Origin of the sequence: Alcanivorax sp. S6407 (assembly GCF_023016115.1) — a bacterium.
In the GTDB taxonomy this organism is placed as follows: Bacteria; Pseudomonadota; Gammaproteobacteria; order Pseudomonadales; family Alcanivoracaceae; genus Alcanivorax.
The window spans coordinates 291,111-313,730 of the sequence record NZ_JALKBH010000002.1; the positions used below are offsets into that span (position 1 = coordinate 291,111).

21 protein-coding genes are annotated in these 22,620 nt (G+C 57.5%); 15 read left to right on the forward strand and 6 right to left on the reverse strand.

What is annotated here, in order from left to right:
• Window positions 1–216 precede the first annotated feature (216 nt).
• The 7 genes from MWU49_RS04495 (at window position 217) to MWU49_RS04525 (ending at window position 8,170) form a co-directional block, all read left to right on the forward strand.
• Window positions 217–1,551 carry a TRZ/ATZ family hydrolase gene (locus MWU49_RS04495; protein ID WP_246968706.1) on the forward strand — a complete coding sequence of 445 codons (1,335 nt, stop codon included), beginning with the start codon at window positions 217–219 and terminating at the stop codon, window positions 1,549–1,551.
• The gene (ubiG, locus tag MWU49_RS04500; protein WP_246968708.1) at window positions 1,502–2,263 is read left to right on the forward strand and encodes a bifunctional 2-polyprenyl-6-hydroxyphenol methylase/3-demethylubiquinol 3-O-methyltransferase UbiG; all 762 of its coding nucleotides are present in this window, start codon (window positions 1,502–1,504) and stop codon (window positions 2,261–2,263) included. Before MWU49_RS04495 ends, ubiG begins: the two co-directional genes overlap by 50 nt.
• 231 nt (window positions 2,264–2,494) lie before the next feature.
• Window positions 2,495–3,163, forward strand: a complete 669-nt coding sequence (locus tag MWU49_RS04505) for an HAD-IA family hydrolase (RefSeq protein ID WP_035233801.1) — start codon at window positions 2,495–2,497, stop codon at window positions 3,161–3,163.
• A gap of 126 nt (window positions 3,164–3,289) precedes the next feature.
• Window positions 3,290–4,057, forward strand: a complete 768-nt coding sequence (locus tag MWU49_RS04510; protein WP_246968712.1) for a YciK family oxidoreductase — start codon at window positions 3,290–3,292, stop codon at window positions 4,055–4,057.
• A gap of 461 nt (window positions 4,058–4,518) precedes the next feature.
• Window positions 4,519–5,691 carry a putative solute-binding protein gene (locus tag MWU49_RS04515; protein WP_246968716.1) on the forward strand — a complete coding sequence of 391 codons (1,173 nt, stop codon included), beginning with the start codon at window positions 4,519–4,521 and terminating at the stop codon, window positions 5,689–5,691.
• Window positions 5,692–5,809: 118 nt separating this feature from the next.
• Complete coding sequence (locus tag MWU49_RS04520; RefSeq protein ID WP_246968719.1) at window positions 5,810–6,883, forward strand: putative solute-binding protein; 1,074 nt, start codon at window positions 5,810–5,812, stop codon at window positions 6,881–6,883.
• 111 nt (window positions 6,884–6,994) lie between these two features.
• The gene (locus tag MWU49_RS04525) at window positions 6,995–8,170 is read left to right on the forward strand and encodes a putative solute-binding protein (RefSeq protein WP_246968722.1); all 1,176 of its coding nucleotides are present in this window, start codon (window positions 6,995–6,997) and stop codon (window positions 8,168–8,170) included.
• Window positions 8,171–8,340: 170 nt separating this feature from the next.
• On the opposite strand, the gene MWU49_RS04530 is transcribed toward MWU49_RS04525, so the two are convergent.
• The gene (locus tag MWU49_RS04530; RefSeq protein ID WP_348646697.1) at window positions 8,341–9,675 is read right to left on the reverse strand and encodes an AarF/UbiB family protein; all 1,335 of its coding nucleotides are present in this window, start codon (window positions 9,673–9,675) and stop codon (window positions 8,341–8,343) included.
• Between the two features lie 203 nt (window positions 9,676–9,878).
• On the opposite strand from MWU49_RS04530, the gene MWU49_RS04535 reads away from it, so the two are divergent.
• The 7 genes from MWU49_RS04535 to MWU49_RS04565 all read left to right on the forward strand — a co-directional run bounded on the left by MWU49_RS04535 (window position 9,879) and on the right by MWU49_RS04565 (window position 18,457).
• Window positions 9,879–10,907: a hypothetical protein gene (locus tag MWU49_RS04535; RefSeq protein WP_246968728.1), complete on the forward strand. Its 1,029-nt coding sequence runs from the start codon at window positions 9,879–9,881 to the stop codon at window positions 10,905–10,907.
• A 66-nt stretch (window positions 10,908–10,973) separates the two neighbouring features.
• On the forward strand, window positions 10,974–11,987 hold the full coding sequence (locus MWU49_RS04540) for a putative solute-binding protein (RefSeq protein WP_246968731.1): 1,014 nt from the start codon (window positions 10,974–10,976) through the stop codon (window positions 11,985–11,987).
• A 198-nt stretch (window positions 11,988–12,185) separates the two neighbouring features.
• Complete coding sequence (locus tag MWU49_RS04545) at window positions 12,186–14,516, forward strand: TRAP transporter large permease subunit (RefSeq protein ID WP_246968733.1); 2,331 nt, start codon at window positions 12,186–12,188, stop codon at window positions 14,514–14,516.
• Window positions 14,517–14,674: 158 nt separating this feature from the next.
• The gene (locus MWU49_RS04550; RefSeq protein WP_246968735.1) at window positions 14,675–17,002 is read left to right on the forward strand and encodes a TRAP transporter large permease subunit; all 2,328 of its coding nucleotides are present in this window, start codon (window positions 14,675–14,677) and stop codon (window positions 17,000–17,002) included.
• 213 nt (window positions 17,003–17,215) lie between these two features.
• Window positions 17,216–17,368 carry a hypothetical protein gene (locus MWU49_RS04555; RefSeq protein ID WP_156107783.1) on the forward strand — a complete coding sequence of 51 codons (153 nt, stop codon included), beginning with the start codon at window positions 17,216–17,218 and terminating at the stop codon, window positions 17,366–17,368.
• Window positions 17,369–17,376: 8 nt separating this feature from the next.
• Window positions 17,377–17,739 (forward strand): PilZ domain-containing protein, encoded by a 363-nt coding sequence (locus MWU49_RS04560; protein ID WP_246968737.1) that lies wholly within the window; start codon window positions 17,377–17,379, stop codon window positions 17,737–17,739.
• On the forward strand, window positions 17,732–18,457 hold the full coding sequence (locus MWU49_RS04565; protein WP_246968739.1) for a class I SAM-dependent methyltransferase: 726 nt from the start codon (window positions 17,732–17,734) through the stop codon (window positions 18,455–18,457). The genes MWU49_RS04560 and MWU49_RS04565 overlap by 8 nt, the downstream gene beginning before the upstream one ends.
• Window positions 18,458–18,754: 297 nt before the next feature.
• Here MWU49_RS04565 and MWU49_RS04570 read toward each other — a convergent pair whose 3' ends face one another.
• From MWU49_RS04570 to rnd, 5 genes are read right to left on the reverse strand one after another with little or no spacing between them, the layout of a single operon-like run.
• Window positions 18,755–19,207 carry an HIT family protein gene (locus MWU49_RS04570; RefSeq protein ID WP_246968741.1) on the reverse strand — a complete coding sequence of 151 codons (453 nt, stop codon included), beginning with the start codon at window positions 19,205–19,207 and terminating at the stop codon, window positions 18,755–18,757.
• Entirely contained in the window at window positions 19,204–19,563 is a 360-nt protein-coding gene (locus MWU49_RS04575) for a hypothetical protein (RefSeq protein ID WP_246968743.1), read from the reverse strand. Before MWU49_RS04575 ends, MWU49_RS04570 begins: the two co-directional genes overlap by 4 nt.
• A gap of 42 nt (window positions 19,564–19,605) precedes the next feature.
• Window positions 19,606–20,058, reverse strand: coding sequence for a YcgN family cysteine cluster protein (locus MWU49_RS04580; protein WP_246968746.1), 453 nt, complete (start codon window positions 20,056–20,058; stop codon window positions 19,606–19,608).
• The gene (locus MWU49_RS04585; RefSeq protein WP_246968748.1) at window positions 20,048–20,356 is read right to left on the reverse strand and encodes a YcgL domain-containing protein; all 309 of its coding nucleotides are present in this window, start codon (window positions 20,354–20,356) and stop codon (window positions 20,048–20,050) included. The genes MWU49_RS04580 and MWU49_RS04585 overlap by 11 nt, the downstream gene beginning before the upstream one ends.
• Window positions 20,356–21,429 (reverse strand): ribonuclease D, encoded by a 1,074-nt coding sequence (gene rnd, locus MWU49_RS04590; protein ID WP_246968750.1) that lies wholly within the window; start codon window positions 21,427–21,429, stop codon window positions 20,356–20,358. Before rnd ends, MWU49_RS04585 begins: the two co-directional genes overlap by 1 nt.
• 172 nt (window positions 21,430–21,601) lie before the next feature.
• Between rnd and gpmA the strand changes: the two genes are divergently transcribed.
• Complete coding sequence (gpmA, locus tag MWU49_RS04595) at window positions 21,602–22,348, forward strand: 2,3-diphosphoglycerate-dependent phosphoglycerate mutase (RefSeq protein WP_246968752.1); 747 nt, start codon at window positions 21,602–21,604, stop codon at window positions 22,346–22,348.
• Window positions 22,349–22,620: the final 272 nt, after the last annotated feature.

A 22,620-nucleotide genomic window follows, 5' to 3' on the forward strand; every position in this document is an offset into this window, starting at 1 on the left:
TGATCCTTATTATCCCCAACAGCCCCTCTGGCGGGACTCAGGCTGACTCCATGGTTCCGGGCGGCAACAATGAAGAAGCCCGGAAAAGCACCGGATGATAGCACAGGAGCGGGAGGGCGCGAACACTGGAAATGAGACCATTGCAGAGGAGCAAGACGCTGCTCAAACGGCTATACTGCCGCCATTCTGGCCCCCTGTCCGATCAAGGAGTTATGCATGAGCGACCATCAGGCCGACCTGATTGTCCACGCCCGCTGGATTGCCACCGTGTCCGCCGACGACGCGGTACTGGAAAATCATGCCCTGGTTGTGAAGGACGGACGCATTGCCGACCTGCTGCCCAGCGCCCTCGCCGACGAAAAATGGCAGGCCAGCGAAGTCACCCGGCTGGGCGACCACCTGCTGATCCCCGGGTTGGTCAACGCTCACACCCACGCGGCCATGAACCTGCTGCGCGGCATTGCCGATGACCTGCCGCTGATGACCTGGCTGGAAAAGCATATCTGGCCCGCCGAGGGGCAGTTTGTCAGCGAGCAGTTTGTCTACGAAGGGACACGACTGGCCGCCGCCGAGATGATCCGCTCCGGCACCACCACCTTTGCGGACATGTACTTCTTCCCCTCCAGCGCCGCCAAGGCCACCGTGGAAGCTGGCCTGCGTGCCACCCTGTTCTGCCCGCTGCTGGACTTCCCCACCCCCATGGGTTCCGGTCCGGACGACTATATCCGTCTGGCCACCGACGCCATGGACGAATGGCGCAACGACCCGCGCATCCAGATCGGTTTTGGCCCCCACGCGCCCTACACGGTCTCCGATGAGCCGCTGCAGAAGGTGCTGACCCTGGCCGAGGAGCTGGACTCGCCGGTGATGATGCATGTCCATGAAACTGCCGGCGAAATCCAGATGGCCGTGGGCAACACCGGTGAACGCCCCCTCACCCGCCTCCGTGAACTGGGCCTGCTGTCACCGCGTCTGCTGGCCGTGCACATGACCCAGCTCACCGATGAAGAAATCGAATTTGTGGCCGAGACCGGCACCCATGTGGTCCATTGCCCTGAGTCCAACCTGAAACTGGCCAGTGGCTTCGCACCGGTAGAGAAACTGCGCAAGGCCGGCGTCAACGTGGCACTGGGCACCGATGGTGCCGCCAGCAACAATGATCTGGACATGATCGGCGAAGCCCGCACCGCTGCCTTCCTGGCCAAGGGCGTCAGCCTGCAGGCCGACGCCCTGCCCGCTGCCCAGGTACTGAAGATGGCCACTCTCAACGGCGCCAAAGCACTGGGGCGTGACGACGAGATTGGTTCACTGGAAATTGGCAAGCAGGCCGATATGGTAGCGGTGGACCTGAACCGACTGGAGACTCAGCCGGTCTATGACCCGGTAGCGCAGCTGATCTATGCCGCCACCCGGGACCAGGTGACCCACAGCTGGGTGGCCGGTCGCTGCCTGATGGACAGCCGCAAGCTGACCACCCTGAACGAAGCCCTGATTCTGAAGAATGCCCAGCAGTGGCAACAAACGATTGCCGGAGCCGACAACCGTGACTGACACACAAAACAGCGTACCCAACGTAGATGCCGGAGAAATTGCCAAGTTCAACGCCCTGGCAGAACAGTGGTGGGATCCGAACTCCCAGTTCCGTCCGCTGCACGACATCAACCCGCTTCGCCTCAACTATATTGATGAGCGCGTCAGCCTGCCGGGCAAGAAAGTCATCGATATCGGCTGCGGCGGCGGCCTGCTGTCCGAAGGCATGGCCCGCCGCGGTGCCGAAGTGACCGGCATCGACATGGGCGAAGCGCCGCTGGCGGTAGCACGCATTCATGCCGAACAGGCGGGCGTGGAAGTGGAATACCTGCAGACCCCGGCGGAGAAGATTGCCGAACAACGGGCGGGTCAGTATGACGTGGTGACCTGCCTGGAAATGCTGGAGCACGTGCCGGATCCGTCTTCTGTGATCCGCGCCTGCGCCACCCTGGTGAAACCCGGCGGCCATGTATTCTTCAGCACCATCAACCGCAACCCGAAGGCCTTCATGTTTGCCATCGTCGGTGCGGAATACGTACTGCGCCTGCTGCCCCGTGGCACCCACGAATACGCCAAGCTGATCAAGCCCTCGGAGCTGGCCGGCTGGGCCCGCGACGCAGCACTGGACGTGAAGGACACCACCGGCATGGTCTATAACCCGCTGACTCAGGTGTACAAGCTGAACCGGGATGTGTCGGTGAACTACCTGATGTACGCCCGCAAGGGGGATTAAAACCTCCCTGTAGGAGCGCCGCTTGAGGCGCGAACCGGGCGAGGCGAGATTGCGGAAACGCCTTCGCGCCTCAAGCGGCGCTCCTACAGGAAAAGAAAAGTTTCGAGTTTCGTAGATCAAAGCCGGTTTTGCCTTTCGCAACTCGTTACTCGAAACTCGCGCCTGCTTTCAGGTCTTCACCGTAAGCATCTCTTCACCGTCAGAACCAATGATCAAAGAACAGAGAACCCTATGGAACGCCTTGAAGCCGTTTACTTCGATCTCGACGGCACCCTGATCGACACTGCACCAGACTTTTATACGGTGCTCAACACCCTGCTGAAAAAGCACGGCCGCCCGGAAGTGACCTATTCGGCAGTGCGGGCCAATGTATCCAACGGCGCACGAGCTCTCACCGAGTTGGGCTTCGGCACCGGGCCGGACGACCTGACGTTTCCAGCCTTCCTGGAAGAACTGCTTGATGCCTACGAACAACACCTGGCGGTGGACACGGTGTTGTTCCCCGGTATGGCGGAATCACTGGACTGGATGGATGCCAACCGGATTCCCTGGGGTATCGTCACCAACAAACCCTCGCGCTTCACCCACAAGGTGCTTGAAGGTCTGGGACTACATGAAAGGGTTGGCCCAGTGCTCTGCCCTGACGACGTAAAACAACGCAAGCCAGACCCGGAAGGTCTGCTCATTGCCGCCAACGCCGACCAAGTCACTCCGGCAAACTGCCTGTACGTGGGCGATCACCTGCGCGATATCCAGGCGGGCCACAATGCCGGCATGGCCACTGCCGTGGCCGCCTTTGGCTATATTGATGCGGATGATGACCCGCATGGCTGGCAGGCCACCTACTATCTGGAACAAGGCTCAGACTTGTTGCCGCTGCTGCAAAAACTGCGCGGCTAACCGTAGGGCGGAAATGGGCGAACGCCCATCTCCGCCATGATCCCCCACCGAGATGGCGAAGATCGGCTCATGCCGATTTCCGCCCTACGAATCCGGTGGGACGATAATGTTATTGCAGGATTCACCATGACGGATTTTCAAAACGACGCTCTCAACTACGCCTGTCCTGAAGACGCTTTCAAGGACCGTATCATTCTGGTCACCGGTGCCGGTGCCGGCATCGGTCGCACCGCCGCCCTGACCCTGGCCGCCCACGGCGCCACCGTGATTCTGCTGGGGCGCACCCAAGAGAAACTGGAGCGGGTCTACGACGAAATCAAGGCGGCGGGCGGTCCGGAGCCGGCACTGGCACCGGTGAATCTGGCGGTCGCTCGCCCTGAAGACTATCTGGAGCTGGCCAGCCTGTTTGAAAAGGAGTTTGGTCGTCTGGATGGCATTCTCCACAACGCCTCCATTCTCGGTGACATCACACCCATGGACCGTTACGGCACTGGCACTTGGGAATCGGTGATGCAAGTGAACGTCAACAGCGCCTTTTACCTGACCCAGGCCATGTTGCCACTGCTGCGCGCCAGCGACGATGCACGCCTGCTGTTTACTTCTTCCAGTGTGGGCCGCAAAGGTCGCGCCTTTTGGGGAGCCTACGCCGTTTCCAAAGCCGCCACCGAAAACCTCGCACAGGTACTGGCCGAAGAGCTGGAAAGCACCAGCAACATTCGCGTCAACACCATCAACCCCGGCGGCACCCGCACCGACATGCGCGCCCTCGCCTACCCTGGTGAAGACCCGATGACCATCAAGACTCCGACGGACATCATGGCACCCTATCTGTACCTGCTTGGCCCGGCCAGCAAGGACGTCAACGGCCAGTCCATCGACGCGCAGCCGAAGTGACGCCACACGCATCATGCTGCACGCAACACGCCAGCCCTGCATCCGCTGCGGGGCTGGCGGCTCGTGGGAAGACGAGTTGAAAGTTCAAAGTTGAAAGTTGAAAAGCGCGGTGAAGGACCATCTGGTTTGAAGGCAGTGCCCGCGCCAAGGGCAGGAACGCGGAGTGCAGGCATTTAAGACAGCACAACCTGAGCCCCGCGTTTAAACTTTGAACTTTCAACTGCTCCCCTCGTAGGGCGGAAATGCCGGCAAGGCATCTCCGCCTCTATTCTTTTGAATTTAGCCTCCAGCATCAGGCGTCAGGCATATGGCATTCCTTTCATATTCCCTGACATCTTTTCGCCCCGCTTGCCCAAACGCCGTCACTCCCTGCGCTGGAGCCCTGCACCGGGTTCGAGTAGCGTGCTACTTCTTTAGACATGGATGCTTAATAAAAATAAAGCCCGCGTACGGAGACACACATGCAAAAGCGCCGGATAGCCGCCCTTGCCACCGCCCTGTTCTGCTCTGCAGTCAGCGCCGCCAATCTCACCGATGCCCAGAAGGAACAACTGCAGGAACTGGTACCTGACACTCCCCTGTCAGAGCGCACCATGGAGCAGATGGCGGACGTCTTCTATACGCGGGAAATGCCGGTTCGCGATCGCCTGCAGGCAATCAGCAAGCTGGTGGGCTTCGACCAGATGCCAAAAGGGTCGACGTTTACCCGCACCATCTGCATCTGGGATATCGGCGGCAGAAGCGGCCCGGTTTTCAATGCCGCCATGGAGCAGAAGGCCCTGGCCACGGAGTACGGCATCGACCTGCAAATGGAGCCCTACACCAGCGAGACGGTGATGGTGGAAGAGTTCAAGGCCGGGCGCTGTGATGCCGCCCTGATGAGCGGCCTGCGTGCTCGCCAGTTCAACCTCTACTCCGGCAGCGTGGATGCCATCGGCGCCATTCCCGACCAGAAACACATGCAGACTCTGCTGCAAGTCATGGCCCACCCCAGGCAAGCCGGCAACATGGTGCAGGGCGATTATGTGGTGATGGGTGTCTATCCCGCCGGAGCAGCGCACATCTTTGTAAACGACCGCAGCATCAGTTCGCTGGCCAAGGCTGCGGGGCATCGTGTCGCCGTGCTCGATTACGACGAGACCCAGGCAGAGATGGTCGCTGCCATCGGCGCCACCCCGGTAAGCACCGATATCGTCTCTGCGCCCAACAAGTTCAATAATGGCCAGATCGATATCCTGCCGGCACCGTTGATTGCCTATGAAGTGCTGGAACTCTACAAAGGCATGGCACCCGATGGCGGCATTGTCGACTTTCCTCTCACCCAGCTGACCATGCAGCTGATTGGACGACTCGACAAGTTCCCCAATGAAGTGGCACAGCTGATCCGTGAAGCCTCCTTTGAGTCCTACCCGCAGGTAATCGCAAAGCTGGACCAGGAAACCAATCGGGTGCCCGCCAAATGGATGATCCCCATTCCTGACAAGGACAAGCAGGAATACGAGGTAATGATGCAGGAAGCGCGCACCGCCCTGCGAGACCGCGGCTATTACAGTGCTGACATGCTGGCCCTGCAGCGCAAGATTCGCTGCAAGTTCGACCCCGCCAGAGCCGAATGTAGCCAGTCGGGCGGCTGATCGTCCTGCAGATCACGCTGCGCCGGCAAGGCGCAGCGTACAATTGTCATACAAGGAATAAAACAACCGGGCAATTTGGAATGCTATAAGCGAACCACATGCACGTGAAGGACCATCTATGGTTTCGCCAAAGACACTACTTACCACTATTTTCCTTGTTCTGCTTGCGGCCCAGAGCTGGGCCCTTGAACTGACCGCCGACCAGCAGAAAAAGCTGCAAGCAGCCCGTCAGGAAATGGGACTGAAAGAGGGCCAGACCTTCAAGCGCCATATCTGTCTGTGGGATCTGTCCGGCCAGTCCGGGCCGATCTTCAACGGCGCCACCAATCTGCGACTGGATCTGCTGCGCTACGATATTGATGTTTCCCTGGAAGCGTTTACCAACGAAGGTGTTCTGGTCGCCTCACTGAAAAACGGCCATTGCGATGCCGCCTTGATGAGTGGCTTTCGTGCCCGGCAGTTTAACCGGTTCACTGGCACCATTGATGCCATTGGAGCGCTTCCCGATCTGGGCCACATGAAAACGTTGCTGCGCACCCTTGCCCATCCCAATCTGGACAAGTACATGGTGAGTAACAAGTACCAAACGCTGGCTGTTGCTCCAGCGGGTGCCGCCTACTTGTTTGTGGATGACAAGCGCATGAATTCACTGGCCCAGGCTGCCGGCAAAAAAGTGGCCGTGCTTGATTTTGACCCCGGCCAATCCAAACTGGTTACCCATATTGGCGCTGCCCCGGTCTCTACCAATCTGGCCACCGCCCCAAACCTTTTCAATAACGGCACCGTGAATATCCTGCCCGCCCCGCTGATTGCCTATCAGGTACTTGAGCTTTACAAAGGCATGGCACCGGACGGCGGCATTGTGGATTACCCTATTGTGCAACTGACCGCACAGCTGATCGCGCATACTGACCGCTTCCCGCCCCCGATTGCGTCACTGATTCGGGAAATTGCCGCCGACAGTTTCAGCTCCATCCAGGTAGCCCTGGAAAAAGAGGCAGGAAAGATCCCTCAGCACTGGTGGATTGAAGTCTCTACAGACAACCAGAGGGAATATGACAGCATGATGCGTGCTGCACGTCTCAAATTACGCGAAGCCGGCTATTATGATGGCACCATGCTCTCCATCATGAAGCGTATCCGCTGCAGCCAGGACCCGTTGCGACCTGAGTGCAGCCAGAAATCCGAGTAGATCCGAACAGGAAATTGGCCATGACGCCAAGCGTCATGGCAACGGAGCCAGAGACTCCCCGGCTACGCGGTTCACAATGACACCACTAACAATAAAAGACCGGAGTCACCCGTGCGCGTTTTGCCGCTTCTTACTGCCATTATCCTGTCGGCCAGCACTCTACTGGCCCATGCACAAAACAGTCTCAACCTCACCCCTGCACAACAAGCCGAGCTGGAACGCTTTGCGCCTGGCGTAAAACTCACTCCAGCACTGGCCGAAACACTGCGCGCCATTGCCTACGACCAGAGTCGCAGCCTGGATGAACGCATTGACGCCATGCAGAAAGTCGCCGGCTTCACTCCCGGAGAGCCACTGAAACGACGCATCTGCATTTGGGATGTGGCTGGGCGGGTCGGCCCTATTTACAAGGCCGCCGAAGATCAACGCACTCGCCTGCTGGAATACGGTGTGGATCTCGAGATAGAGGCCTACACCAATGAGGCGGTGGTCGCCGAAGACCTGAAAGCCGGAATTTGCGATGCGGCATTAATGACCGGTTTGCGCGGTCGCTTGTTCAACCGTTATACCGGCACCATTGATGCCATCGGCGGCCTGCCCACGGATGAACACATGAGGATCTTGTTGCAGGTGCTGGCCAATCCGAAGTCAGCAGACAAGATGGTCAGCGGTGAATACGTTATTCTCGGCATCGCCCCCGCTGGCGGCGCCTACGTTTTCGTGAACGACAAAGCGATCAACACCCTCGCCAATGCCTCTGGCAAGCGTGTGGCCGTGCTCGACTACGATCCGACCCAGGCGGAAATGGTGTCGCAAATCGGTGCCACCCCGGTAGCATCCGACATCCTCTCTGCCCCCAATAAATTCAACAACGGCGTGGTCGATGTATTGCCAGCCCCGCTGGTGGCCTATGAAGTGCTGGAGCTCTACAAGGGGCTGCAACCGGATGGCGGCATCATCAACTACCCCCTCGCCCAGATCTCCATGCAGCTGATCGGTCGCAAGGACAAGTTCCCCAATGAAGTCGCTCAGCTGGTGAGGGAAGAGTTCTTCAACAGCTACCACCTGATCAAGGAAAGGCTCGACCAGGAAGCCGCAAAGGTACCCCAGCACTGGTTTATCGAGATCCCAGACGGCGACAAACAGGAATACGAAGTACTGATGCAGGAAGCCAGACTCACCTTGCGAACCAAGGGCTATTACGATGCCGACATGCTGACCCTGCAACGCAAGATTCGCTGCAAGCTGGAGCCGTCACGAGGGGAATGTGCGAATCCGGTGGAATGATAGCCACGAGTTTCGAGTTTCGAGTTTCGAGTTTCGAAGAGCAAAAAGCAGTAACACCAGGCTGACAACGCCATCTCTTGATTTTCGAAACTCGTTACTCGTCACTCGCATCAAGGCCCAAATAAAAAAACCGCACCCAAAGGGTGCGGTTTTTTTGTAGCTCGTAGCTATTAGTGCAGTAACCCGCCCGGCAGCTCATCTGCACCGCCGAACATGTCCAGCCGATTATCACTGAACATATCCATTTCCGGGGCCAGCACCTGCACATAGCGATCAAAGTACAGGAACTGCTTGAGCAACAGCGCAAATTCGCGAGGAAAACGAATGCCGTGACCTTCACCAATTTTGACCAGATCCATCAACAGGCGATTCACTTCCTTGTCGTTGCGGTCAGCCTGGATCAAGGCAGAAGGATCGACCTGCCCAAGCGCACCCTGCAGGCTCTCGATATCACGGGTCAGCGCATCTACATCCACTTCGTCCCGGGTCATACCTATTATCGCCATGGCTTCTGCCATCTGGCGGATGTCGCCACGACCGATGGCATCGAAAAATTTGGCCATCCCATCCCAGGCTTCACGGCGAATCCGGCCCACAATACCGAAATCGATAAACCCGACCCGACCATCTTCCAATAACATCAAATTGCCAGCATGCACATCCGCATGGAAGAAGTCGCACAGCATCAAGCTGGAGAACCAGGTGTTCAACGCCGATATCAAGGTCTGCGCCGGGTCATCGGTATACTTTTTCAGGACATTCATGTCCGTGAGCGGCACACCAAAGAAGCGCTCCATGGTGAGCACCTTGCCCGTGGTGTGAGACATCACCGGCTCTGGCGCAATGGCACTGGTATTGCCTGTATCTCTCAGGAAAGCATTAAACGCCTTGAGATTGCCGGCCTCCTTAATGAAGTCGCACTCTTCCAGCATGCCGGCCTGCAGTTCTTCGATCACACCGGAAATAGCCGATTTGGACAAACCCGGTGCCAGCCGTTCGGTAATCCGCGCTGCCAAGTATAAAAAATTGAAATCGGTCAGCAAAACATTCCGCACACCCGGGCGCTGAACCTTGATCACCACGTCCTGGCCATTTTTCAGCTTGGCAGAATGTACCTGCGCAATGGACGCACTTGCCAATGGCTTTGGATCCACAAACTGGTAAAGCTGCTCAAGGGATTGCCCCAGTTCCTGCTCTATCGTTTCGCGGATGTAATGAAAAGGTAGTGGGGGGGTTCGGTCCAGACAACGCTGAAATTCTTCCACATATTCTTCTGGAAAAATGGATGGCGAGCTGGCGATAAATTGCCCAAGCTTGATGTACGTTGTTCCCAATGATTCAAAAGTCGTGCGCAGCAAAGCCGGTACTGGCGGGCGATTGCCCAATAACCAACCCAGCCCCTGACGACCGAGAACACCCAGTGTTTCAGCAATCCGGGCTCCTCCCCGGGCTGTGTTCAATGCCAGGGAAAGGCCACTGCGTTCACCTTCCAGCCAGGCCTTCATGTCCTTGATGCCAGAGCTATCACTCATAATAAAGTCTTACTATCCATGGGTGGGAGAGGGTTTAACATAGCGTTGACACATCATATAGCAAATTTGTGGTTTGTAATTGCTTGCAGGCTTTTTTGTAATTGCCGCTTGTGCCAATTCCCGGACTTTCGTACCTTTGACCGCGCAATTTGAGAACAATAACAAGGAGCTACCGAATGCGTTCTCTCTCCGTTAAAAACCTGCTGGGACATGCCCGCCTTGGCTTGATTGGTGGCGCCATCCTCGCCTTGCAGGGTTGTGGTGTGATCTACAAGTCCACCGGCGACGTCCTGATCAGCTTCGGCCGGTCCGAAATGCTGCCCTACATGATGACCTACAGCGACGTGCGTATGGCTTGCGTCACCGGCGAAGCCCAAACCCCGCTGCTGATGTCCTTCGAGCGCGTTGGTTCTCACCCCGAAAAGCTGGGCGCGATGGTCTTCACCACCGCCGCCACTTGTGCCGAGCAGATCTCGCTGGACGCGGAGCTCCGCTACATGCGCTCTGTGAAAGACGGTCGTGTCAATGAAGCCCAGGACGCCCGTATCGAGCAGAAACGCTGGGCAGCGGTCGCAGCCGAGCGCCAGTACACCGCCTACAAGTACATGATTGAAGCCTACGGCGAGCAAGAAGAAGGCGAATGTCCCAAGCTAAAAAGCGATTTCGATGAGCTGGTCTGGCTGGTGGGTAACATCTCTGGTGTTCAGTCGCTGCTCAACGACGGCAGCTCTGATGGTGCCGTAGGCGTTCCCCGCGACATCGCCGCCAAGGTTGAGCGCAACATGAAGTGCCTGGATAACGCCAAGTGGTGGGGCGTTCCTCGCGGCGTGCGTGCAGCCGTCTGGAACCTGCTGCCAATGCTGGCTCCGCCGAATTCCGACGCCTGGGCAGAACTGGAAGCTTCCGCCAAGGCCGGTTTCGACAGCGGCATCCGCTTGGGTAGCGCCCTGTACGCCATGAGCGCTTTCAGCAAGGGCGATGATGCTCGCCTGCGCAAGGCGATCCGTGATTACGCTGCCAACGGCAAGAACCTGGACCCGGATTATGCCATGCTGGATGCCATTGCAGGCTTCATTGTCCAGGGTATTTCCGACCGTGAATGGACCGAAAACACCGGTAAACGGACCCCGATTGGTGGTATTGGCACCTTCTGGGATGACGCCGCCAAGTCCGCACCGGCCATCGATATCAACGATTTGCTTTAAGCTTTTGTATGCGGCCTTCGGGCCGCTTTTGAATCAATTAGATCAAGAAGTAACCAGGAGACCACCATGCGCTATTTCAAGGCGTTGACAGCAGTGGCCACTACGGCTCTTGCACTGACAATCAGTCCCGCCCAGGCCGCCGAGAAGCGCACCATGTGCGTATTCGATATCATTGGTGCCAACGGCGATATCTACAACATCATGAAGGACTACAAGACAGCCGCTCTCGGCTGGGGTGTAGATCTGGAACTGAAGCCCTACACGGACGAAAAAATCGCATCAGAAGACCTGAAAGCAGGACAGTGTGATGCAGCGGTGCTGACCGGTATTCGTGGCCGCCAGTTCAACAGCTATACCGGCAGCCTGGACTCCGTTGGCTCCATCCCCAGCTACGACGCCATGCGTCAGGTTCTCACTGTGCTGGCCAGCGAGCATCCTTCCATCAAGGAACATCTGGTTTCCGGTCCCTATGAAGTTGGTGGTGTAGCGCCGATGGGGGCCGCCTACCTGTTCGTGAAGGACCGCACCATCGATACCGTTGGCGAACTGTCTGGTAAATCCATCGCGGTACTGGAATACGATAGCGCGCAGGCCAGCATGGCCTCCCGGGTGGGCATGTCTCCGGTAATGTCTGACATCACCAACTTCTCTGGTCGTTTCAACAATGGCTCTGTGGATATCTGCTTCGCGCCGATTGCTGCTTATTCCGCTCTGGAACTGTACAAAGGCATGCAGCCCAACGGCGGTATCGTGGATTACGTGCTCGGCCAGCTGACCGCCCAGGTTCTGCTGAAGCGTGACAAGTTCCCGGAAGGCTATGCAGCACAGTCCCGCAAATACATGCTCGGTCAGTTTGATCGTGCCATGCGCGTTATCGACAATGCCAATAACGAAGTCGACAAGAAGTGGTGGGTCCGTATCCCGGAAGCCGACAAACTCAAGTATGACGAAATGCTGCGTGAAGCACGTATCGCCCTGACCAACGACGGCGTATACAACAAGGACATGATGAGCCTGCTGCGCAAGGTGCGCTGCAAACAGGACTCTTCCCGTGCTGAATGTGTAAACCCCACCGAGTAATTTTGGTGGGTACTAAACGGGGCCGACATCGGCCCCGTTTTGCTCTTATAACCTGATTTTTTTCAGCCATTTCCTGCAAGTTCTGCAGGAAGGCAATAGCGTTAACACTGTCCAGAATACGGAAATCAAACAGAGAACCATTGTTTTTGGTTTTATATTTCCAGCTAACGAAACGGTATAACAATAACCGGGTGCACAATGGATAAACCTTCTAGCATGACTGTCGCCAACCGCTCGGTGGGCGAATGGCTATCTTCCCTACCCACTCTGATTCTCCTGTTGCTGACTATTTTTCTTGCATCAGGTGAAGTGATTCATTCCCAGCTCCTGAAAATCGGCGAAAACACCTGGGAAGGCTACTTCAAGCTACGTACCGCCGGCCTGGTCGGGGAACCCACCTGTAACCCGGACCCGGATCTGGACGCTGAACTGCAGAAGGCTGTCGCCCAGAAACAGGCAGAGATGGCTGATGACCCTCTGGCCGGTATTTTTGGCACCGATGAGGACGAAGGTGCCCTGCGGCAATCTCTGGAAGCCTCTCGTCAGATCTGCCGCGACAGCTGGGCCGATTACACCATGGTTCAGGAACAGGTCACCCCAGGCGTCATTGCGTTCCGCAACCTGGAAGGTGGCGTTGCCAAAGTAGTTACCACCCTGGGTAACTACAAGCGACTGTTGCTCTGTCTTCTGGTTATTATCTGTGCCGCCACCGCTACACTGACCCGGCATCATATTTCCCTGCGCCCGGCTCGCACCCGCAAGGATCACCTGGTGGCCACTGTCGGCCAGCTAAGTGCCAACGTAATGCTACTGCTCTCCGCCTGGATTTATCGTGGCGAAGAAGTATCTGCTATGGCCGATGGGGTCCAGGTAAATCACTTTTATCTGCATCAATTCTGGATCGGCGGCTTCCTGATCCTCTCTTTGGCAGCCGCTTATCAGCTGATTCGTCCCCCGAAAGACCTGGAAGAAGGCGGCACCTGGGGCAAGGCTCTGTTGACCATTCCGCTCTACAGCTTCATGTGTATTACCGCTGGCATCCAGTTTGTCAGCCAGGGCTACTACCACGGTATCAGTGTATATCTGGGCATGATGATGGAACTGTCCACCCTGTTCCTCAGCCTGGCTCTGTATATCTGGATTGGTATGTTGCTGCGCCAGACCAAGATGGCTCATCTGGTATTTGATGTGCTGCGCCCCTGGAAAATGTCTCCGGAACTGATGTGTTTCGTGGTGCTCGCGGTAGCTGCGGTACCCACCGCCTACACGGGTGCCTCCGGTATCTTTGTTATTGCTGCCGGTGCCACCATCTACAATGAGCTGATTCGCGCTGGTGCCCGCAAGCAGCTGGCCTTGGCCGCTACTGCCATGTCCGGCTCCATGGGTGTGGTACTGCGCCCCTGTCTGCTGGTGGTCATCATCGCGGCTCTGAACAACAGTGTTACCACTGACGAGCTGTTCACATCCGGCCTGAAGATCTTTGCCCTGTCCTTGATCCTGTTCTTTGTCTACAGCCAGTTTGCCCGCACCGCTCCGGCCCGTATCGCACCATTCTCTGAAGCGGTACCTGCCAGCATCAAGCGCCTGATCCCCCTGCTGCCCTATGTGATCATCATGGGCACCGTGATTGTGGTGTTTAAGGATCTGCTCGGTACCAAGCTTGACGAGATCTATGCGCCAATCATTCTGCCGGTGATGCTGCTGACCATCCTCTGCTATGAAAAACTGAGCGAGAAGTCACTGCATGTGTTTACCCTTGTGCTGGTGCCTCTGTTGGCATTCTCCTTCTACAACATGCTTGGCATGCAAGAAGCACTCAACACAGGCAACATCCCCACCGGCACCTCTGCAGAAGGCCTACAGAGCCAGTTCTGGGGGCTGTTCTGGCGTAATATCGTCCTTGGGGCCTGTCTGGTGATTCACTACCTGGTGAAAACGCCCGACATGGATCCGCACTACCAGCCAGAACCCGGTGTGGGCGAGAAGCTGGAAAGTTCACTGCGCTTTGCCACTAACGAAACCACCGGTCATATTGGTGCTCTGCTGATGCTGATGGCACTGTCCGTGAGCGTAGGCGGCATCATCGAACGGTCCGGCATGATGGAAATGCTGCCGGAAACCTTCCCGAATATCTGGGTAGCAATGACCCTGCTGGTCATCACCATGGTGATTATCGGTATGATCATGGACCCCTACGGGGCGGTGATTCTGGTGAACGCCACCATTGCCCAGATTGCTTTCGATAACGGGATCGCACCATTGCACTTCTGGATGATCACCCTGGTCGCCTTTGAGCTGGGTTATCTGTCGCCACCAGTGGCGCTCAATCACTTGTTAACAAGGCAAGTGGTGGGCGACGAAGAAGTGGAATCCGCCAAAGTGGAAGGTGGCAGCTTCTACCGCCGTTACGAGAAGTACCTGCTGCCCATCGCGGTGATGCTGACCGCCTTGCTGCTGGTATCCTACGTACCGCTGATGTCCGATTCCCTCCACGATTATCTGTTCCATAAAATCGCGGTTGGTGGCTGATAGCACTTTGGACGTTTAAAAAAGGGGCCTTCGGGCCCTTTTTTATTGCCAAATCAGTTGGGGCCCACTCTATTTCTGAGATTTTTTACTGACTATCAGGCCTATTTTCTTTCTGCTAGGCTCCGTCAACTCAATAAAAAGAAACTCAAGGATATTGAATGGACACGGTCAGTCTAAGCATCGGGCGGCGGTCGCCCAAAGAATGGTTATCCTCACTACCTACTCTCATCGTACTTTTACTGACGATCTTCCTCGCTTCTGGGGAAGTGATCCATTCGCAGCTACTCAAGATTGGCGAAAACACCTGGGAAGGCTATTTCAAGCTGAGAACCGCGGGGCTCGTCGGGGAACCCAACTGCAACCCGGACCCGGACATGGGACGCTCGCTGCAGGAGGCTGTGGCCCGGAAACAAGCCCAAATGGCTGATGATCCGCTGGCTGGTCTTTTTGGATCCGATATTGACGAAGCGGCCATACAACGTTCGCTTGAGGCATCACGGCAAATCTGCAGGGACAAGTGGGCCGATTACACCATGGTTCAGGAGCAAGTCACCCCTGGGGTTATCGCGTTTCGTAATATTGAGACGGGGGTCGCGCAGCTAGTCACCTCTCTCGGCGACTACAAACGCCTGCTGCTTTGCTTGCTGATCCTCATTTGTGCAGCGACGGCAACCCTCACTCGGCACCATATTGCTCTGCGTCCTGCTTGCACCCGAAAAGATCATCTGGTCTCCACCATTGGGCAGCTCAGCGCCAACCTGATGCTACTGATATCCGCCTGGGTATACCGCGGGGAAGAAATGGCGGCAATGGCTGATGGCGTACAGGTTAATCACTTCCACTTACATCAATTCTGGATTGCCGGTTTTGCCATCCTCTCGCTGGCGGCCCTCTACCAGCTTGTAAAACCACCGAGAGATCTCGAGGAGGGTGGCACCTGGGGCAAAGCGCTACTCACGATTCCGCTGTACAGCATCATGTGTATTTCGGCAGGCATCCAGTTTGCTCAACAGGGCTACTACCACGGCATCAGCGTCTATCTGGGCATGATCATGGAGCTATCCACCCTGTTCCTCAGCCTGGCCCTATACATCTGGATTGGCATGATGTTGCGACAGACTCGATTGGCGCATCTTGTTTTTGATGTTCTTCGCCCGTGGAAAATGTCCCCGGAATTGATGTGCTTTGCGGTACTGGCGATCACCGCCTTTCCAACGGCGTATACTGGTGCATCAGGTATCTTTGTGATTGCTGCCGGGGCCACGATTTACAGCGAACTGGTTCGTGCAGGAGCCCGCAAGCAACTAGCTCTTGCCGCCACTGCCATGTCTGGCTCTTTAGGGGTAGTGCTTCGTCCATGTCTGCTGGTTGTTATCATTGCCGCATTGAATAACGCAGTCACAACAGGTGAGATGTTTACTGCCGGCATCAAGATTTTCTACCTGACGCTATTCATCTTTTTCATCTACAGCCAGTTTGCCCGTACCGCTCCGGCACGTATTGCCCCATTTTCTGAGGCAGTCCCCGCCAGCATCAAACGACTGATTCCCCTGCTGCCCTATATCATCATCATGGGCTCAGTGATTGTGGTGTTTAAGGATCTACTGGCCATCAAACTTGACGAGATCTATGCGCCCATCATTCTGCCGGTCATGCTCTTTGCGATTCTTGCGTACGAAAAGCTGAGCAGCTATTTCCTCCACTTCTTCTCGTTACTCCTGATCCCGCTGTTGGCTTACTCATTCTTTAACATGCTGGGCATGCAAGAGGCTCTGAGCTCTGGCAACATCCCCACCGGGATGTCCTCCGAAGGCCTGCAGAATGTGTTCTGGGGGCTGTTCTGGCGCAATATCATCCTCGCGGCCTGTCTGGTGGTTCACTATCTGGTTAAAACGCCGAATATGGATCCGCACTACCAGGCAGAGCCGGGTGTTGGTGACAACCTCGAGTCCTCACTTCGCTTTGCAACCAATGAGACAACCGGCCACATTGGTGCCCTGCTTATCCTAATGGGGATGTCTGTCAGCATGGGCGGAATTATCGAGCGTTCCGGCCTGATGGAGAACCTGCCAGAGACGTTCTCCAGTATCTGGATTGCGATGACATTGCTGGTAATTACCATGGTGATCATCGGCATGACGATGGATCCCATGGGGGCAGTGCTGCTGGTGAACGCCACGATCGCGCCCGTGGCTTTTGCTAATGGTATCGATCCCCTGCACTTCTGGATGATTACCCTGGTGGCCTTTGAACTTGGCTATCTCTCCCCGCCAGTGGCGCTTAACCATCTGCTAACACGCCAGGTTGTTGGGGACGAGGAAGTGGAGTCGGCCCGTGTTCATGGCGGCTCCTTCTACCGACGCTACGAGAAGTACTTACTGCCTGTTGCGGTAATGCTGACAGCGCTTCTGTTGGTATCCTACCTGCCGCTGGTGTCCGACGCCGCGCATGACTACCTTTTCCATAAAATCGCCTTTGCCGGCTAAACCGGCAAAACTCAAAAAAGGGGCTCTTTGGCCCCTTTTTTGTCTCATTCCTTCTCAAGTGCCAGCGAGACGGAGGTTTGTCTACACCATTCCATTTCGCTCACAGGAACTCGACGCCTCGATATTATGTCAATACCATTAAGCCCGTGCAGGTTCCTAATTCATCGTGAATAGCGGATACTGTAGCCACAGGCTATTGAAGGGAGAGTGCTGATGGCGAAACCGGAACCATCACAACTACCGCGTGAAACAGAACCCCTACCCAGGACAGCCAAACCAGCGCTGCTTTTCCTTTTGTTTCTGGCGGGCGTCGTCAGCCTGATCGCCTTGGCCTCCTACCTGGTCGACCGGGCAATCTACGGATAGGGATCACTATGGCAACGGCAATGGAAAACCGACGCTACCCCCGCACTCACCGTGAAGAAAGCCTTTCGCTGACGCTACTCCCTGCGCGCTCCTCATCGGTAAGCTTGGAAGATCGTCTCTACCTGACGACCCATGATGTTTCGCTGGCAGGGATCAGTGTCGAGTTGCCTGCGCCGATTCGTCCAGACACGGACGTGGAGCTCTGGGTGGCCTTGCTTGAAGAGCATGGCACTTACCATCTTTATGGCACTGTAGCCTGGTGCGCCGCCCCGGATGGCCATTTACTGGCCGGCATTGCGCTGGATCTGGAACGGGCCGACGGCAGACTGTGGGCCGCCCATTTCGACAACGGTGGCCTGTTCAGTGACTGAACCGCTGTTTCAGCGTGGTTCGCTCTACCAACAACACCGCCCCGGTTACCCTGACTCCCTCTTTGCCTGGCTTGCGGCACAATGCCGGCATCATTCACTGGCGCTGGATGTGGGCTGCGGCACTGGCCAGGCCTGCCGGGGGCTGGAACCGTTCTTTTCCGCTGTGCTGGGGGCCGATATCAGCCTCAGGCAGTTACAGGCAGCGCCCTCCTCGGCCAGCCACTATCTCTCCTGCTCTTCCTCTGCAGTACCGCTGGCAGACGCCAGCCTGGACCTGATCACCGTCGCCCAGGCCTTTCACTGGTTTGACCCTGATGCGTTTTTCGCCGAAGCGAAGCGCTGTCTGCGCCCGGGTGGTGTGCTGGCACTGATCAGTTACGGCCTGTGTGAAGTGGACGGGCTTGGCACCCTGATCCGCGACTACCATGACGGTCCGCTCGGCCCCTGGTGGCCACAGGAGCGGCAGGCGCTGATGGCCAACTACCCGGAGGCCAGCCTGCCCTGGGAACCGCTCCCCTGGCCGCAGGATTACCTGCAGTGCCACTGGCACCTGGAGGACATGCTCGGCTATCTGGATACCTGGTCGGCGCTGGTGAAGGCTCGCCAGGCTGGCGAGGATCCACTCGAAACCTTTACCCCGGTGCTGGCCGAGGCCTGGGGAGATCAGCCCCGGACGGTGCGCTGGCCACTGCGGGTCAAGGCTTGGCGCCGACCCTGAGGCGTTGACTGACACAGAGAGTGACGAAAGTGTGGCTTTCTGTGGGAGTCTGCTTGCAGACGAAAGGGTTGGCTCTTCGCGTGCAAGCACGCTCCCACCCCGAGATCCGTCACCCCGGCACCACGCCCACTGTGGGAGCCGTGATTTGCTATGCCCTCCGGGGACAATCGAGAAACCAAAGAAACCCGAAAATCGCGGTGGAACCACCGCTCCTACAAAACAGGGACAAGGCCTCGCGTGTGCCCGGGCCCTGTTCTGGCAAGGCTGTGTCACTATCTTTTTGGAAAGACCCCGACTTCAGGAAGAGCCCGGAAAATGCTCGCTCAACAGCCCGGCCAGTCGATCCAGCTTCTTGCGGCGTTTGCCCATACCGAAGATGTTGAGCAGGCGCGTGGCCCAGGTGAAAGCGGTGGCCAGGGTATCGCCACCGCGGCGGGGAATGACATGCAGGTGCACATGGGGCACATGCTGATTGGCCTCGCGGCCATCATTGATCACCAGGTTGTGTGCTTTCACCGGCAGACCGGCGCGCTTCTGTGCCTTGATGGTCCGTCGCGCCAGGTCCATCAAGTGACTGGTCATCTCCGTGGAGAGTTCTTCCACCAGAGGCGCATGCACCTTGGGAATCACCAGGCAGTGTCCTTCCCGAACCGGGAACAGATCGAGGATTACCATGGCCCGTTCGTCTTCATAAACCACGCTGGCCGGCAGTTCACCGGCCTGTATCTGACAGAAGATGCAGGGCTTCATTCCTGTGCTGCCACCTCTGCCGCCAGACGGGATTGCTTGCGGCGCTGGCGCCAGACTTCAAGTGCGGCTACCACCAACGCCACCACCAGCATGGCCAGCAGCGGACCACCGGCACGCCACAGGCTGATATCTTCCTGCGCCAGCCCGTCAAACAGGGACACCACCCAGGCCGGCGCCCATTCATCATGCTCGGGAGAAACCGACCAGGGGGTAATCAGCAGCGCGGTCAGCACAATGCGCAGCGGCACCTTGGCCCAGACCCCAAGAGAGCGGGTCAGCCACCACCAGACAAACAACACCCCTCCGGTACCCACCAGATAGGCAAACCAGCCCCACAGATATGCTTTGGTCGTCACAACAACTCCTGACTGCTTCAGCCTGTGATCAACGCCTGAAGATCACTCGACCCAATGAATAATGTGTTCTTCCCAGTCTTCCTCGGGAATCAGCTGTTCGGATACTACCCGACCCGCTACGCTCTTGCCTGCCTGCTGAACCGATCGTCGGTCGCCTGTGAGCAAGGGGTGCCAGTGCGGCAAAGGCTGACCGTGTGCCCTTAACCGGTACGCGCAGGTCGACGGCAACCAGTCGGTATTACGGGCCACCGCCTCGGTGACGCGGATGCAATCCGGGACCTTGCTGAAACGCTGATCATACACCCGGCACTGGCATTTGCTGGCGTCCAGATAGCGACAGGCCAGATTGGTGAAGGCCAGTTCACCGCTGTCTTCATCTTCCAGTTTAACCAGACAGCAGCCTCCGCAGCCATCGCAGAGCGCCTCCCATTCACGATCCGTGAGCTGCTCCAGTGGCAGCTCCCAGAACCTGTCCCGCAGGGCCTTAGTCGTCATCCATGCCCCGCGGGCGATCCGGGTGACCGGCCGCAAGGTACAGGTCCTCATCCGGCGGTGGCGGCATCTGCAGATAGAAGCCCTGCTCACGGATCTTGTCCATCACCTGCTGCACATCCGCCCGGGCCAGTGGGCGTTCCGGAGACAGGATCATGTCGTTGACATGCTCCGGACGACCAAACTGGTTCAACAACGCTTCAGGCAGATCCTTGAGACCTTTCTGGCGATCCACGAACAGGTACATGCCCGCCTTCTTGCGGGTCTTGTAAATCGAGCAAAACAGCTTGCCCTGCAGCATCAAAGTAACTCCAGCAACGGCTTGGTTATCACGTCTTCACGCCAGCCGGTCAACGGCTCCGGCACCCGCTCCGGGTGTCGAATCAGGGACTCCAGCCAGCGTCGGCGCATCAGTACATCCGGCTTCAGCCCCACACTCTCGGCAATCTGCCCCACTTTGCCACGCAGAGCCTTGGCCAGTTTCTTTTCTCTAGCGTCTGGCGGCCCGGGCAACGGCGGTGGTGGTGGCACCTGCTGACCTTCAGCGATCAGGGCCAGCAACGCATCGCCATCGCGGCGAATGCTTTTCGGGTGCAGCCCCACATCGGCCAGCATGCCCCGGTCGCTGCGGCGGGCGCGGGCCAGATCCAGCAACTGGGCATCCTTGATCACGAAACTTTTCGGCAGGTTGCGCTGCCGGGCCATCTTATTGCGCCAGGGGGCCAGCACTGACAACACAGCCCGGGCATCATCCGGCAGCAACCCGGCGCCCTTGACACCCCGCCAGGCATCTTCGGGTAACTCTTCGCGGCTGGCCTGCGCCAGCAGTCGCTCGCACTCCTCTTTCCACCAGTCCATCCGGCCCTGGCTGGCCAGCCGCTCACGGAGAATATCGGCCACTTCCGGCAGATACTTCACATCGTCCTCGGCGTAATGCAGCTGCTCCTCGCTGAGCGGCCGCTTCAGCCAGTTGGTGCGGGTCGCCCCCTTGGGCAATTCCACTCGCAGCAGCATCTGCACAATCTTCTGGTATCCCAGCTGCATGTCCTCACCGGTGAGCGCAGCGGCAATCTGGGTATCCTCGATGGCCTCCGGATAGGCGCCGGTAAAGCTGGCAATGGCCTCCAGATCCTCCGAGCAGGCATGCATTACCAGGGTGTGCTTGCTGAACAGGGGGGCCAGCACGGCGGGGGTAACCCGTGGTGTGTCGATCAGGCGGATCTCCCGGCCATCGTGGACCTGAACCAGCGCCAGTTCGGGCCAGAAGGTGCGCTCACGCATGAACTCCGTATCCAGATAAACCGGGCTGCCGGGGGCCAGGTCTGCCAGCCAGCCGCCGAGCGCGTCATTTGTGTCACACCAGAGATAAGCCATGAATCCGCCTGAAACTGAATTGGGGTCGATTATACGGGCTCGGGCGGTCACATTTCAGCAAACCGGGAAAGTAATCGTATACCCCGATGAAATATGGCTGGCCAATGCTCAATTTTCCGGCCGTTTTCTGCTAACCTTTGCGCCGCACTGAAACCCGCACAGGAAACACCGCATGAGCACGAAACTGGTACTGGTCCGCCATGGCCAGAGCGTTTGGAACAAGGATAACCGCTTCACCGGCTGGAAAGACGTGGATCTGACCGAGCAAGGCCGCGAGGAAGCCCGCAAGGCTGGCGAACTGCTGAAAGAAGCAGGCTTTGAATTCGACGTGGCTTACACCTCCGTGCTCAAGCGCGCCATTCGCACCCTGTGGACCATCATGGACACCATGGACCAGATGTGGATCCCGGTGATTCGTGACTACCGCCTCAACGAGCGTCACTACGGCGCCCTGCAGGGTCTCAACAAGGCCGAGACCGCCGAGAAGTACGGTGATGACCAGGTACTGATCTGGCGTCGCAGCTACGACACCCCGCCGCCGAAAATGGAGCGTGATGACGAGCGTTATGCCGGCAACTTCCGGGTCTACAAGGACCTGAACGAAGAGCAGATCCCCCTGTCCGAAAGCCTCAAGGACACCGTGGACCGCTTCATCCCCTACTTCGAGAGCGACATCAAGCCCGCCATCGAATCCGGCAAGCAGGTGCTGATCTGTGCCCACGGCAACAGCCTGCGAGCCCTGGTGAAGTACCTGGGTGACATCTCCGACGAAGAGATCGTGAAGCTGAACATCCCCACCGGGGTGCCCATGGTCTACGAGCTGGATGACAACCTGAAAGCCGTGAAAAACTACTACCTGGGCGACGCCGAGGAAGTGGCCAAGGCCGCCGAGGCAGTAGCCAACCAGGGCAAGGCGTAATTACGCTGGACGCCTGAGGCACGATGCCTGACGCAAAAAAGCCCGCCCCGGGAAACCGGGGCCGGCTTTTTTGTGAGCCGCGCTGCGGCTGCATCACGCTTCACGCGGCATGCAAAACCCACAAACACCGGCCCTCGCTGTCGCCCGGATCGCTTGCAGGCAAGCTCCCACAGATGAGAAAAGCGCCGGTGTTTGTAGGAGCCTTGCTTGCAAGGCGATCCGAGCCCAGGCGAGGGAAATGGTTACAAGTTACGAGTTACGAGTTACGAGTT